The following is a 13862-nucleotide window of genomic DNA, read 5'->3' on the forward strand; positions in this document are numbered from 1 at the left end:
GACGGTGGCTGTTCAGACACCAAATGGGTTCAATCTCGATCCTTCCGGCAAGCGAATTGTCATCGATCCGCTGACCCGCATCGAAGGCCACCTGCGCGTCGAGGCCAATGTCGATTCTGATAATGTGATCCGCAATGCGGTCTCGAGCGGGACGATGTGGCGTGGCATCGAAGTCATCCTGCGCGGGCGCGATCCGCGGGACGCCTGGGCCTTCACCGAGCGGATTTGCGGTGTCTGCACCGGCACCCATGCGCTCACCTCCGTGCGCGCCGTTGAAAATGCGCTAGGGATCGCCATTCCGGAGAATGCCAACTCGATACGCAATATCATGCAACTGTGTCTGCTTGTGCATGATCACCTGGTGCATTTCTACCACTTGCACGCGCTCGATTGGGTTGACGTGATGTCCGCGCTCAAGGCCAATCCCAAGTCGACGTCGGCGCTGGCGCAGTCTATCTCGCCCTGGCCGCTGTCGTCCCCTGGCTACTTTAAGGATTTGCAGATCAGGCTCACTAAGTTCTTCGGATCCCGGCAACCCGGTCCGTTCAAGAATGGCTATTGGGGGGGCATCCGGCCTACAAGCTTCCACCGGAAGCGAATCTGATGGCCGTGGCGCATTATCTGGAGGCGCTCGATTTCCAGAAAGAAATCGTCAAGGTCCAAGCGGTCTATGGGGGCAAGAACCCGCATCCGAACTGGCTGGTCGGCGGCGTGCCCTGCGCGATCAATATCGACGGAACTGGCGCGGTGGGTGCGATCAATATGGAGCGGCTTAGCTTAGTGTCCTCGATCATCGATCGTTCGATCGAGTTTGTCGAGCAGGTCTATCTGCCGGACATTGCAGCGATCGGCTCGTTCTACAAGGACTGGCTGCATGGCAGCGGGCTTTCGGGCAAAGGTGTGATGTCCTATGGCGACATCCCCGAAAATGCCAACGACTGTTCCGCGAAAGGTCTCAAGCTGCCGCGCGGCGTCATTCTTGATGGCGATCTCAGCGAGGTGTTGCCGATCGACCATGGTGATCCAAAGCGCTGCTGTCGAGCGCTGCCGCTGCTGCTGGCGGTCAGACGAGCGGCGCCGGGACGGAACTCTACAGACTCGCTAAACTCGACGATCTCGAACGCAAGCTGATTGCCGAGGTGCTCGGGGAGGGTGAGGTGGCCGGCGTCGTTGCACTGCCGGACGGCTCTCTGGCGCAAATCGGGGAGACCGTGCATGCGGGAATCTGGCGCCTGCGCATCGGGATGGAGCCGGCACATGAATATATTCAGGTCGGGGCGATCCCACAGATTGTGCAGCGCGCCGCGACTGATCTGACGTCCACCGATCTTGTGATAGGCCCGGCGCCGGACGGTGCGATGAACGTGCTGCCGGTGCTCGCCGAAATACGCGGACGGGCTCGTGCCTGGCTGTCTGGCATGCACGCGCATGTCATCAATCTCACGCTGCTGCCGATGAGCGCTGTCGAGCTGGCGTTTCAGCGGCGAAGCGTGGGCAATGGTCCGGTCCGACTGATCTTCTGCGGCTACGGCGCATGCCGAGTGCAGGCGACCCGGATCCGGAACGTCTGGTCGGTGCAATACTTCAATTTTATGGACAACATCATTCTGGATACGCTGGAGGTCGGCGGCGTGCCGATTGTTGTGCTGGCCGCCGACGAAGATCTCGAGCATTCCGCCGAACGCCTGCAGGAAATTATCGAGGCATACTTCACATGAAGTACTTGGAAATCAATCGGCATCCGGCGCGTTCGTCGCAGACGGCGCGCCGGCAACGCGGCATTGGCTGGATCGCGTGTCGATTGAGTACGATGCTTGACCGTGAAATAAGCCCTCGCGGGAGCATGCAAAACGATATGTTCACATCGGTGGCGATGCTTGTGGTAGCCAATCGGCATATCGCCAATCGCAAGCGACGGACTCTGAGCGAACCGCCCAGGGTCGAGGCGAGCGAATTTCGCACGCATGAGCGCTCGCCCGTCGGCATGATTGCGCGTCGGGTCATGAAGGCGGTTGTCATCTTGCGTAAGGCCACTTGCCAACCGCGTGCTGGCCACAAATGGTATCTACCCCTGCGGGCCGGATCCGGTTGCATCGAACTTATTGTCGGCGAGCTAGCGCCATTCGCCGTAATTGCCTGTTGCTCCCCTCTCAGCGATCTTTGCATGCAAAGCTATGCGATCCGCCCGCGCCAAAGCAGCGGTCCTTGCCGGCGTCTGGTCGGACAACCGCTCAGCGTCACATTGGAGCCACGCGTTAGATCTCAGTGCGTCTGGTCGCCGGCTTTTGTTGCGTGAGATGATGGAGGAGCGCCGCCCATGAGTCTCGCCTCCCGCAACAAGATTGATGTCACCGTATCGATTGCTGCCGACGTAATCGCCGCAGTCGAGATCGTGCCCCGAGCCCGGCCGCCGCTGGCGTGGCTGTTCGCCGGCAAACAGGCATCGTCGGTGCTTGAGGGGCTGCCGCGGCTCTTCGCGCTATGTGCCGCTGCGCAGCAGGCTGCCTTACTGGCCGCGATCGAGGCGGCGCGCAAGGAAGAGATCATCCTCGCGACAAAGCAGCATCGTATTACCTTGGTCGTTGCCGAGCGTATCGCGGAATTGCTGCGTGGCCTCTTTGTCGGTCATCTTACGCCGAACGTCGGCCGTGCGGCAGCGGTTCGATCCGTGATGCACGGAACATCAGTGTTTATCGGCAGCGAACAGCCAATCCGCGGCCCTGCTCGACGCGAAGCAATAGCGCGAATTGGGCCGCGATGGCCGCGCTCGGCATAACGAGAGAGGCTTGTGCGCTGAAGTCCGGCAGCCCGTTCGCGCTTCGCATTGCAGAGCTTGATGAGGTCGACTTGAAGTCAATCTCGATCGAGCACTCGTTCCTGTCCGTTGCCGACGACCGCAATATCGTTGAACGGTTACTCGCGGACGACGATACGTTCTGCTGTTGTCCGGATCTCGAGGGGCATGCGCCCGAAACGGGGCCGTTGGCGCGCCAAATGACGCGTGATCGGCTTCCGCCGGGGCGGCCGGGTGCGGTTGCGCGGCTGATGGCCAGAATTACGGAGATGGTTCGGCTGTGCGCTTGGCTCGAGGCTCGTGCTCATATCGAGTCGCGGAACATGGGATCATCGAAAGCTACAGGCTAGGTCCTGGCCGTGCAGCGGCAGCAGTCGAATGCGCCAGGGGGCGCCTCTATCACGCGGTTGAGCTTGATCCTCGGGGCCGGATATCCCGCGTCGAATTCCTAGCGCCGACGGAATGGAATTTCCATCGGTGCGGACCACTTGTCTGGCGCCTTCAGGGCGCGGTGCTGACGGCGAGACCACATCAGGAAGCGGTTCGTGCGGTGATTGCATCGCTCGATCCTTGCGCCGGGTTCACGCTCAATTTTCGCGAGGTTGGCGATGCATGAAATGGCGCTTTGTCTGGGCATCATCGAAATTGTCGAGGAGGAGGCGCGTCGCCGATCGATTTCGCAGGTGCGGAGCATCCGTCTGGAGATCGGGGCCCTGAGCCATGTCGCGCCCGAAGCTATTAAGTTCTGCTTCACAGCTGTCGCAACACGGACCGTCGCCGACGGCGCGGTTCTTAAAATCATCGAAGTGCCTGGCATGGCCTGGTGCATGGCCTGTTTCGAAGAGTGTCGAAATTGCTCTGCGCGCTGAGTGTTGTCCTTACTGCGGCAGTTATCAGTTGCAGATAACGACAGGCGAACAGATGCGCGCGAAAGAGCTGGAGGTCAATTGATGTGACCGTATGCGGTTGCAGTGAAGGAATGTATTCGACCGGACGCGTCGAAGTTCATGATGCGCAAGACCACTGGCGCGCTATCATGCTCGTGTGCAGGACGGTGATCGCCACGGCGCCCATGTGCATGGTGATCAAAGCTTGCTGCATTCCTACCATGCTCGCCAAGACCATGCTTGCCATCATCATCCCGGCCATCTGCAGGCTCGTGATGGGCAGGCCATTCAGAGCTGCGGGGCCGGTGCGGCTACTTTGAAGGCAGCGGACACGAACCGCGAGCGGGTCATTCGGGTCGGACGCGACATACTTGGCAAGAACGATAGGATAGCGGCGGATAATCGCGCGCTCTTCGTGGCCGATGACCTGCTGGCGTTTAATCTTGTGTCCAGTCCCGGTGCAGGCAAAACGTCGCTGCTCGTCCGCGCCGTGTCCGAGCTCAAGCGCACTCGCCCGATCGGCGTCATCGAAGGCGACCAACAGACCTCGAATGATGCCGAACGCGTTCGCGCGGCTGGCGCGCCGGTTGTTCAAGTCAATACCGGCAGGGAACCACCTCGATGCTTCAATGATCGGCGAGGCCGACGGCCGCTTGCCGCGGCTCACGCGCGGTATTCTCTTCATCGAGAACGTCGGTAATCTGGTCTGTCCCGCAGCCTTCGACCTAGGCGAAGCCTGCAAGATCGTGATGCTATCGACCCCCGAAGGTGAAGACCAGCCGCTCAAATATCCGGATATGTTTGCCGCTTCGTCGCTCGTGCTGATTACAAGATTGATTTGACATCATTCCTTGAGTTCGATGTGAGCAAGATCATCGAGTATGCAAGGCGCGTCAATTCAAGGATCGAAGTGCTCACGGTCTTGGCGCGTACTGGCGAGGGTTTCGGCGCGCTCTATGCCTGGATCGGCAATCAGGCGCATCAGAGACTCGCCGAGAGGGACACAAGGCGATGAGCGCCGCCCCACCTGCGGCCAAACTCGGCTACGCGTGCGCGTGAGCGGAGCTGTGCAAAGGGTCGGATTTCGTCCTTACGTCTATGGCCTGGCCACGCGGTACGGATTGGCGGGGTTTGTCGTCAATGATCCAGAGGGCGTTACGATCGAGGTGGAGGGCAACCGTGCGTCGGAGTTTGTTGCCGCTTTGCCGCTTGAAGCACCACCACTGGCATGCATCGACCACATCTGCGTTCAGGAGACAGGAGCGCTCGCGGCGAAAGACTTTTCGATCGGCACCAGCGAAGGTGGCAAGTCGTCAACGCGGATCGTCGCCGATGCCGCGACCTGCCAGCAGTGCATCAGTGAGTAGTTCGATCCGAAAAGTCGCATTACCGTTATCCCTTCATCAGTTGCTCGCATTGCGGCCCGTCCCTCTCCGAACAGCTTCCCTACGATCGCCGAAACACGGTCATGAAGGCCTTTAGGCTGTGTGCCGCCTGCGTCAGCGAATATCTCGATCCGGCGAGTCGCAGGTTCCATGCGGAGGCGATCGCGTGTCCGACATGCGGCCCGCGGCTCAGCCATGGAAACAACGCTATTGTCGCGGCAATCGTCGACGGCCAAACCGTGGCGGGTGGGCGGATACCAGCTGCTTTGCGACGCGCGCAACCAGGGCGCGGTGCAGCGTTTGCGCGGCAGAAAGCGGCGTCTTGAGAAGCGATTCGCCGTCATGGTCGGTTCCATAGAGCGGGTCAATGAGATCGCGGAAGCGAATGAGCCCGAGTTCGCGCTACTCGAATCCGTAGCTCGTCCCGTCGTCCTTCTACGTTCGCGCCATAATTTAGCACCCGCGATAGCTCCCGGCTTATCGCGGGTAGGTGTCATGCTGCCCGCGGCCCCGCTGCATCACTTCATCTTTCAGGTACTTCGTTCGACCGGAGTATCGCTTGTGGGGACTGGCCCCGTCATCGTTGCCACCAGTGCCAATCTTTGTGGCGAACCGCTGCTGATCGACAACGCACAGGCGCTGCGGCGGCTTGAGGGAATCGCCGACCTTGTCGTGACCCATGATCGCGAGATCCTAACGCGTGCGGATGACTCCGTCGTGTCGGTTGTGGCGGGCCGCGCCCAACGCATTCGTCGCGCCCGTGGCTATGTTCCAGAACCGATCCGGCTGGCAAGATCTGTGCCGTCCGTACTCGCTGTTGGCGGTGCGTTGAAGTCGACCATCACCGTCACGCGGAACAACGAAGCGTTCGTCTCCCAGCATATTGGCGATCTCGATACGGCCGAAAGCATTCGTGTGTTTGAAGAGACGATTCGTCATCTCACATTGGTTCTTGACGACGATCCCGCCGTCATCGCCCACGATCTGCATCCCAATATGGCGTCCACGCGCTTTGCGGAGGGAAGCGGCCGCGCGCTGGTCGCTGTCCAGCATCACCACACGCATGCTGCCGCCGTCATCGCTGAGCACGGTCATGCGGGACCTACGCTATGTTGCAGTTGCTTGGCAGGGGAACCGAAATCGGCCATCGCTTTGCAGCGCAACGCCAGTCTGAGCGCGTGCGCGCATTGCTGGATCAGCAGGGCGGGACCATCACAACCCGCGCGGGCCGGTTGTTTGATGCGGCGGCGGCGCTGCTGGGCATTGCGAGTTTGCAGAGCTATGAGGGCGAGGCCGCAATGAAGCTCGAGGCGCTGGTGCGGCGGACTGAGATTCTCGATGCCGGCTGGACGATGGATGGCGAGCGTGCTGTCGCTTCGTCCGCTTTTTGAGCACTTGATTACAGACAACGTAGGCGCCACGGACGGAGCCGGGCTGTTTCATGGCACTCTCGCCGCCGCTTGCATTGACTGGGTCACGCGCTTTGCGTGAACAACCGGTGTCAATGCCGTCGTCCTAAGCGGCGGCTGCTTTTTGAACGCGGTGCTGGCTGACCAAATTACGCGCGGGTGAAGTCATTGCTGCGAGCCAAGGCGCTAGGCGCTGACATTCGGATGGTTTTACTCGACGATCGACGCTATTCGGCTCGCCGAACAGGCACCGAGCCGGGACGTGGTCTTCTTTGCCACTGGATTTGAGACTACGACGCCACCGACGGCGGTGATGATCCGGATTGCCGAGAAGAAGCGGCTGAAGAGCCTCAGCGTGTTCTGCAAACACGTGCTTACACCGTCCGCCATGCACAGCATTCTCGAGAATCCGAAGATCCGCAATATCGGCGGGGGCGCAATTGATGGCTTCGTCGGGCCTGCACATGTCAGCACCATCATCGGTACGCGACCTTACGAACCTCTGGCAGAACAATTCGGTAAGCCGATCGTGATCGCGGGATTTGAACCGCTCGACGTCATGCAGGCGATCCTGATGCTGGTGCGGCAAGTGAACGAAGGCCGCTGCGGCGTGGAAAATCAATACAGCCGTGCGGTTACGCGCGAAGGCAATCCGCGCGCCAAGGACGAGGTCTCGCAGATATTCGAACTGCGTGAGCAGTTCGAATGGCATGGACTTGGACTCGTACCCAAAAGCGGACTGAAGCTGAAGCGGGCATACGCGAGATTTGACGCCGAGGCGCGTTTTGCGATGCACGAACTGCGTGTCGCTGACAATCCAGCGTGCGAGTGCTGCGCAATTCTGCGCGGAGCCAAGCGGCCGGTCGACTGCAAGCTATTTGGAACTGCTTGCACGCCGGAAAATCCCATAGGAGCCTGCATGGTCTCATCGGAAGGCGCTTGCGCCGCGTATTGGACGTATGGCCGAGTTCGCGATGATCAGCTGGGACGGTTGTCATGAGCGTAAAGGCCCATCAACGCAGACTTGATGTCGAGAACGGACGCATTGATCTTTCTCACGGGTCCGGGGGCCGTGCCATGGCGCACCTAATCTCGGACATTTTTCACCGAGCCTTCGGTAACGAATGGCTCGCCCGCTGCAATGATCAATCGGCGTTTGATGTTGCAACAGGCAGAATAGTGATGACGACGGACGGCTATGTGGTTTCACCGCTGTTCTTTCCTGGCGGCAATATCGGGTCACTCGCTGTGAACGGCACGATCAATGATGTCGCTATGGCCGGCGCGCGTCCGCTCTATCTATCGGCTAGCTTTATTATCGAGGAGGGGTTCCGATTTTCGGATCTGCAAACCATTGCGGAGTCGATGGGCTTAGCGGCGCGCGACGCCGGCGTTTACATCATCACTGGGGACACCAAGGTCGTCGAGCGCGGCAAGGCGGACGGTCTGTTCATCTCCACGACCGGGCATCGGGGTCCTGGCCGATGCGCTCGATCTCTCGGCCGACAAGGCAAGGGTTGGCGACCGTGTCCTGATTTCCGGTAGCCTCGGCGATCATGGGGTGGCGATCATGTCAAGGCGCCAGAACGTCGCCTTTCAAATCGAGATCGCGCTCGGATTCAGCCGCGCTGCACGACCTCGTAGCCGCCATGGTTGCGGCCGGTGGCAGCGGTATCCGGGTGATGCGTGACCCCACGCGTGGCGGCCTTGCCGCCTCGCTCAACGAGATTTCGCATCAATTGGGCCTCGGCTTCCGTCTGCAGGAAGCCGCCATTCCTGTGAAGCCTGCGGTTGCGGCGACCTGCGAACTCCTTGGGCTTGATCCGATCCATGTCGCTAACGAGGGCAAGCTCGTTGCGATCGTCGCGCCTGATTCTGCCGATGCTGTGCTTGCAGCCATGAAGGCGCATCCGCTCGGGTGCGATGCAGCTGATATTGGAGAGGCGGTAGCTGACGATCACAAGTTTGTGCAGATGGCGACCAGTTTCGGTGGCGGACGAGTTGTCGATTGGCTGTCGGGCGAACAATTGCCTCGGATCTGTTGAACATGTCACGCCCAACTGCGGCGGGCATGAGGGGGCACGCATCAGCGGTTATTAGCCATTTAAAAAAATGAGCTAAAGTCTACGACCTGCCCTGCTGGCGGACTGTGATGCTCGCTCTTCCAGAAATTCGGCAAGGCTGGATTTTCATTTGTGGCATTCTCAAGCCGCGAACCCGGTCCCAAGCGTTTTATTCATGCGCCATTCGTCGCTCACCCAAAGTCGTTGCTCCCCACTTGACACTTCGAGGTTAAGGTGAGGCGAAAGGCGCTCTTACGAGGCTCTTTACAGCGCCTTGGCTCAAGTCGCGCCGCTTAGTTTGTAGACTAGTGTCGCACAAGAGCAGCTTAGAAATAAGAGATCCTCGATCTGCTCCCCTGAATCTCGGCGGCTTAGGAGAAGGCACTGACACCGAGGTCCGTGCATTCGCCGACCTCGTGCATAGCCAACGCGTGATTCGCAGGTAATGAGATGAGAATAGGTTTGGTCCAGAGCGGAAGGACCCTGTCATCGCGGCGAAGGTAGTTCTGTAGACGTTTTCAAGACGCCCACGGATCCGTTATATGATTTTTTCAGCGCGGGTGCCATTGCGGTCGAGAGCCTGTTCGCGTCGGCTGCGGAGGGCTCGATCGTTGAGCTCAGCGAGTACGGTTATCTTAGCCACTCAGCATCTTGCCGCATCCTGTTTGAAATCCTGCGCAGCTGGTCAAAGATCGCTGAATTCCTGCGCTATTGTGGCGCTCGCGTCGCAATATCGTTACGCACTTCCGATTAGAAAGCCCCTCCAGGCAGGGAGTTTTCAAATGAAGGTCGGAGTCCTCAAGGAAATCAAGGCGCACGAATATCGCGTGGGCCTTACCCCTGGAGCTGTCCGCGAATACGTGGCGGCGCGCCACCGCGTGATGATCGAGACCGATGCTGGCGCGGGCATTGGCGCGGCGGATGAAGATTATCGCAACGCCGGCACAACGATTCTGGCGTCCGCAGTCGAGGTATTCGAGTCGAGCGAGATGATTGTAAAGGTTAAGGAGCCTTAGCCGTCCGAATGGAGCCAGCTGCGGGAGAGCCAGATCCTCTTCACTTATCTGCATCTGGCCCCGGACCCGGAGCAGGCCAAGGGGCTCCTAAAATCTGGGTGGACCGAGATCGCCTATGAGACCGTAACTGATGAGCAAGGTGGCCTTCCGTTGCTGGCGCCCATGAGCGAGGTCGCGGATAGGCTTGCGATTGAAGGGGCGGGTAGCGCCCTGAGGCGTAGTGCTGGCGGACGAGGGCTGTTGATCGGTGGAGTGCCCGGTGTTCAGCCGGCCCGGATCGTGGTGATTGGAGGTCGCCTCGTTGGTACGCACGCGGCGCGCATGGCGATCGGTTTGGGTGCAGAGGTCACCATCATCGACCGCTCGATACCCCGGCTCGAACTGGACGAGCTTGCGCGTTCGGGCCAGAATCTCGACCATCGACGCCGTGGAGGAAGAGGTATTTGCGGCCGATGTTGTGATTGGTGCGGTACTTGTTCCAGGTGCGAGCGCGCCGAAGCTCGTTCGGCGGGGTATGCTGAGTTCAATGCGTAAGAGGGCGGTGATCGTGGACGTCGCTATCGATCAGGGCGGCTGCTTTGAGACATCGCACCCAACCACTCACGCTGATCCAACCTGCGAAGTGGATGGCGTCATTCATTATTGCGTGGCCAATATGCCCGGCGCCGTGCCGCTGACCTCAAGCCCGGCACTGACTAACGCCACGCTGCCGTTTGGTTTGGCACTGGCCAACAAGGCGTTTGCCGCCGCGCTCGAAAATCCGCACCTGCGCGCGGGCCTCAATGTCCATCGGGGCCGGCTAACTTACAAGGCCGTGGCCGAGAGCCTAGGGTTGCCTTTCTCATCGATCGAACAGGCTGCGGCCTGATCCCGGAGGCCCTTACGGGCGTTTCCTCCCTGACTTGGGCCACTCTTCGGGGTGGCTTTTTTTTCGGCTCGATCAATTTGCTAACCAGCGCGGGCGGATGTTTGAAACGCGAAGCGAAGCCGGGGAACACCAGATGATCGCGCTTGGCTTTCAGTTGCCCCATGAAGCGAGGCAATGTGCCTTTGCTCGTACAGGCATATGGATGAAGGTTACCGGTCATCTTCGGGCTTGAAAGCGGGTGCCGCGGCACCTAAACGCCGCGATCATCGGAGTGACTTTGTCTGGCGCGATCGCCGCGACAGTTTCTGGCTCTGCGGTGGAGATGTGCGTCGTTCCGGTGTGACCCCCGCCGGTTGTTCATCGTGGCGCTTTAGTCGAATCCGCCGCCATTCCGGTGAGCAGAACCAATAACATGGGGCCCGGCCGACCTGGCGGCGGAGCACTCGGGAACAGGCGACCCGATCGCAGCCGCGTGACCGCGGCCATGGGAAGGATCGCGCCATAGGGCTGGCGGACGCAGTTCACGTGGTTGGCTGACCGCCGTCATTGATCGTGCGCCACGGCACCGAGATCAAGCCACTATGATTCCGAATGTAGAGTTTGCGACACGCCGTCGAGGCGGCGACATGCGCTCTGAAAGATAGCCGAGACAAATCAGCCCAGACTGATTGGCACGAGACTTGAAGGCAAGACGCGGTCCCGCACCTTCTGCTTATGGAACCGCAGTGATGGCCTACAAGATAATCGCGTCCCAGTGCACCGTCTGCGGTGCGTGTGAGTTCGAATGTCCCAACGCTGCGATTAGCCTGAAGAACGACATATATGTGATCGATCCGACCAAGTGCACCCAATGCGAAGGAAATTCTGACGCGCCGCAGTGCGCCGTCGTTTGCCCGGTGCCCGAGACCTGTGTGCCGGCATAGGGAATTAGCTGATGAGTGGGGCCCCGGCGCGAAACAGAATGAAGACACCACTGAGAGCGGCAGCCTACCGGCTTCGTCGACCGATTCTCTTACGCGCTGGCCCCGAGTTGGTCCTAACTTGTGGGATCAGTTCGGAGAGGGGGCGCCGGAACTGGTTGGAGTTGTCTTTGCGCGAGCGGAGCAGGCAATGGTAGCTGTAGAAGAGACGGTCGAGTGCGTCCGGCGTATCGACGTCGACCAGTATCGATATGGGTTTGAGACGCAGATCGAGTCCGACAAGGCCCCGAAGGGGCTGTCGGAAGACACCGTCCGCTTCATCTCTGCAAAGAAGAATGAGCCGGCCTGGATGCTGGAATGGCGCCTGGAGGCGTATCGCCGCTGGCTGACCATGATCGAGCCGACCTGGGCGCGCGTCAACTATCCGAAGATCGACTATCAGGACATCTACTACTACGCGGCGCCGAAGCCGACGAAGGCGCTGTCCTCTATCGACGAGATCGATCCGGAAATCCTCAAGACCTACGAGAAGCTCGGCATTCCCTTGCGCGAGGTTGCGATCCTCGAAGGCGTCGAGCCGCCGCCTGGTGGCGCGCCGTCGCCCAGCCGCAAGATCGCGGTCGACGCCGTGTTCGATTCGGTGTCGGTGGCGACCACCTTCCAGAAGGAGCTGAAGGCGGCCGGCGTGATCTTCATGCCGATCTCGGAGGCGATCCGCGAGCATCCCGAGCTGGTGCAGAAATATCTCGGCACGGTGGTGCCGACCACGGACAATTACTTCGCGACGCTGAACTCGGCGGTGTTCTCCGACGGCTCGTTCGTTTACGTGCCGCCGGGCGAGCGTTGCCCGATGGAGCTGTCGACCTATTTCCGCATCAACGAGCGCAACACCGGCCAGTTCGAGCGCACGCTGATCATCGCCGACAAGGGCTCCTACGTCTCCTATCTCGAAGGCTGCACCGCGCCGCAGCGCGACGAGAACCAGTTGCACGCCGCCGTGGTGGAGTTGGTCACACTCGACGATGCCGAGATCAAGTATTCGACGGTGCAGAACTGGTACCCCGGCAATTCCGAGGGCAAGGGCGGCATCTACAATTTCGTCACCAAGCGCGGCGACTGCCGCGGCAGGAATTCCAAGATCTCCTGGACCCAGGTCGAGACCGGTTCGGCGATCACCTGGAAATATCCGAGCTGCATCCTGCGCGGCGACAATTCGAGCGGCGAGTTCTACTCGATCGCGATCTCGAACGGCTTCCAGCAGGTCGATAGCGGCACCAAGATGATCCACCTCGGCAAGAACACGTCGAGCCGGATCATCTCCAAGGGCATCGCCGCCGGCAAATCGCAGAACACCTATCGCGGCCTCGTCAGTGCGCACCGTAAAGCCACCGGCGCGCGCAACTACACCGCCTGCGATTCGCTCCTGATCGGCGACAAATGCGGCGCGCACACCGTGCCCTATGTCGAGGCCAAGAACTCCTCGGCAACGTTCGAGCACGAAGCGACCACGTCGAAGATCTCCGAGGACGTGCTGTTCTACTGCGTCCAGAGAGGCTTGAGCGAGCAACAGGCCATTGGGCTTGTCGTCAATGGCTTCGCCAAGGACGTTCTGCAAAAACTGCCGATGGAGTTCGCGGTGGAAGCGCAGAAGCTGATCTCGATCTCGCTCGAAGGGGCCGTCGGATAGCCAACCGTCCCGCGGGACCTCCCGAGTGCGGCTCACCCGGGATGATGCATTTCAGGAGATAGATCAGAATGGCGCTACTCGAAGTTCGAGATTTGCATGCCGGCATGGACGAGCGCGAAATTCTTCGCGGGTTCGATCTTACGGTCAACGCGGGTGAGGTACACGCGATCATGGGGCCGAACGGCTCCGGAAAGACCACGCTCAGCCACGTTATTTCCGGCAAGCCCGGGTATCAAGTGAGTGCAGGCCAAATCCTGTTCAAGGATGAAGATCTTCTCGCGATGGAACCGGAGGAGCGCGCTGGCAAGGGAATATTTCTTGCGTTTCAGTATCCGGTCGAAATTCCCGGCGTGACCAACATGAACTTCCTGCGTACGGCGTTGAACGCTCAGCGTAAAGCGCGCGGGCAAGAGGAATTCTCCACGCCCGATTTTCTGAAAAGGGCCGGCGAGATAGCCAAGTCGCTCAACATCCCACAAGGCATGCTGAAGCGCGGCTTCAATGTCGGATTTTCCGGCGGCGAGAAAAAGCGCAACGAGATTTTGCAGATGGCGCTATTCGAGTCGAGCCTGTGCATCTTGGATGAGATAGATTCCGGCCTCGATATCGACGCGCTGCGCATCGTCTCCAACAGTATCAACGCTCTGCGTTCGCCGGAACGGGCGATGATCGTGATCACCCACTATCGGCGGCTTCTCGACTATATAACGCCGGATTTTGTGCATGTGATGTCCAAAGGGCGGGTAAGGAAGCGCGGCGGCAGAGAACTCGCGCTGGAGCTCGAGGCTTGTGGCTACGCTCAATTCGAAGGTGCGGCCTGACCTCTCAAGAGA

At 59.9% G+C, this 13862-nt stretch carries 10 protein-coding genes and 6 pseudogenes; 15 read left to right on the forward strand and 1 reads right to left on the reverse strand.

What is annotated here, in order from left to right; all coding sequences use genetic code 11:
- Positions 1-4: 4 nt before the first annotated feature.
- From V5279_RS06365 to hypA, 5 genes and pseudogenes are all read left to right on the forward strand, one after another.
- Positions 5-1032: pseudogene (locus V5279_RS06365) on the forward strand (nickel-dependent hydrogenase large subunit); the annotation flags it as partial.
- 125 nt (positions 1033-1157) lie between these two features.
- Positions 1158-1718 (forward strand): hydrogenase expression/formation protein, encoded by a 561-nt coding sequence (locus V5279_RS06370; RefSeq protein ID WP_224924202.1) that lies wholly within the window; start codon positions 1158-1160, stop codon positions 1716-1718.
- Positions 1719-2317: 599 nt separating this feature from the next.
- A complete protein-coding gene (locus V5279_RS06375; RefSeq protein ID WP_338695919.1) occupies positions 2318-2776 on the forward strand; it encodes a hypothetical protein in 459 nt (152 codons plus the stop codon).
- Positions 2758-3144: a hypothetical protein gene (locus V5279_RS06380; protein ID WP_338695921.1), complete on the forward strand. Its 387-nt coding sequence runs from the start codon at positions 2758-2760 to the stop codon at positions 3142-3144. The genes V5279_RS06375 and V5279_RS06380 overlap by 19 nt, the downstream gene beginning before the upstream one ends.
- 258 nt (positions 3145-3402) lie before the next feature.
- Positions 3403-3745: pseudogene (hypA, locus tag V5279_RS06385) on the forward strand (hydrogenase maturation nickel metallochaperone HypA).
- Positions 3746-3799: 54 nt separating this feature from the next.
- Here the strand turns inward: hypA and V5279_RS46955 are convergent.
- The gene (locus V5279_RS46955; protein ID WP_414646004.1) at positions 3800-4276 is read right to left on the reverse strand and encodes a hypothetical protein; all 477 of its coding nucleotides are present in this window, start codon (positions 4274-4276) and stop codon (positions 3800-3802) included.
- On the opposite strand from V5279_RS46955, the gene V5279_RS46960 reads away from it, so the two are divergent.
- From V5279_RS46960 to sufC, 10 genes and pseudogenes are all read left to right on the forward strand, one after another.
- Entirely contained in the window at positions 4172-4381 is a 210-nt protein-coding gene (locus tag V5279_RS46960; RefSeq protein ID WP_414646001.1) for a hypothetical protein, read from the forward strand. The genes V5279_RS46955 and V5279_RS46960 overlap by 105 nt on opposite strands.
- Positions 4311-4523 carry a hypothetical protein gene (locus tag V5279_RS46965; RefSeq protein ID WP_414646005.1) on the forward strand — a complete coding sequence of 71 codons (213 nt, stop codon included), beginning with the start codon at positions 4311-4313 and terminating at the stop codon, positions 4521-4523. The genes V5279_RS46960 and V5279_RS46965 overlap by 71 nt, the downstream gene beginning before the upstream one ends.
- A 20-nt stretch (positions 4524-4543) precedes the next feature.
- The gene (locus V5279_RS46970) at positions 4544-4696 is read left to right on the forward strand and encodes a hypothetical protein (protein WP_414646006.1); all 153 of its coding nucleotides are present in this window, start codon (positions 4544-4546) and stop codon (positions 4694-4696) included.
- Positions 4638-6635 (forward strand): annotated as a pseudogene (gene hypF, locus V5279_RS06395) (carbamoyltransferase HypF); the annotation flags it as partial. The gene V5279_RS46970 and the pseudogene hypF, both read left to right, overlap by 59 nt.
- 2 nt (positions 6636-6637) lie before the next feature.
- Positions 6638-7475 (forward strand): annotated as a pseudogene (gene hypD / locus V5279_RS06400) (hydrogenase formation protein HypD); the annotation flags it as partial.
- Positions 7472-8520, forward strand: a pseudogene (hypE, locus tag V5279_RS06405) (hydrogenase expression/formation protein HypE). The pseudogenes hypD and hypE, both read left to right, overlap by 4 nt.
- A gap of 800 nt (positions 8521-9320) precedes the next feature.
- Positions 9321-10422 (forward strand): annotated as a pseudogene (gene ald / locus V5279_RS06410) (alanine dehydrogenase).
- A 728-nt stretch (positions 10423-11150) separates the two neighbouring features.
- Positions 11151-11345 carry a 4Fe-4S binding protein gene (locus tag V5279_RS06415; RefSeq protein ID WP_165128097.1) on the forward strand — a complete coding sequence of 65 codons (195 nt, stop codon included), beginning with the start codon at positions 11151-11153 and terminating at the stop codon, positions 11343-11345.
- A 187-nt stretch (positions 11346-11532) separates the two neighbouring features.
- Positions 11533-13029, forward strand: coding sequence for a Fe-S cluster assembly protein SufB (gene sufB, locus V5279_RS06420; RefSeq protein WP_338695925.1), 1497 nt, complete (start codon positions 11533-11535; stop codon positions 13027-13029).
- Between the two features lie 68 nt (positions 13030-13097).
- Positions 13098-13850: a Fe-S cluster assembly ATPase SufC gene (sufC, locus tag V5279_RS06425; RefSeq protein WP_338695927.1), complete on the forward strand. Its 753-nt coding sequence runs from the start codon at positions 13098-13100 to the stop codon at positions 13848-13850.
- Positions 13851-13862 lie beyond the last annotated feature (12 nt).

Source organism: Bradyrhizobium sp. 26S5, from assembly GCF_036923295.1.
Taxonomy (GTDB): Bacteria; Pseudomonadota; Alphaproteobacteria; order Rhizobiales; family Xanthobacteraceae; genus Bradyrhizobium; species Bradyrhizobium septentrionale.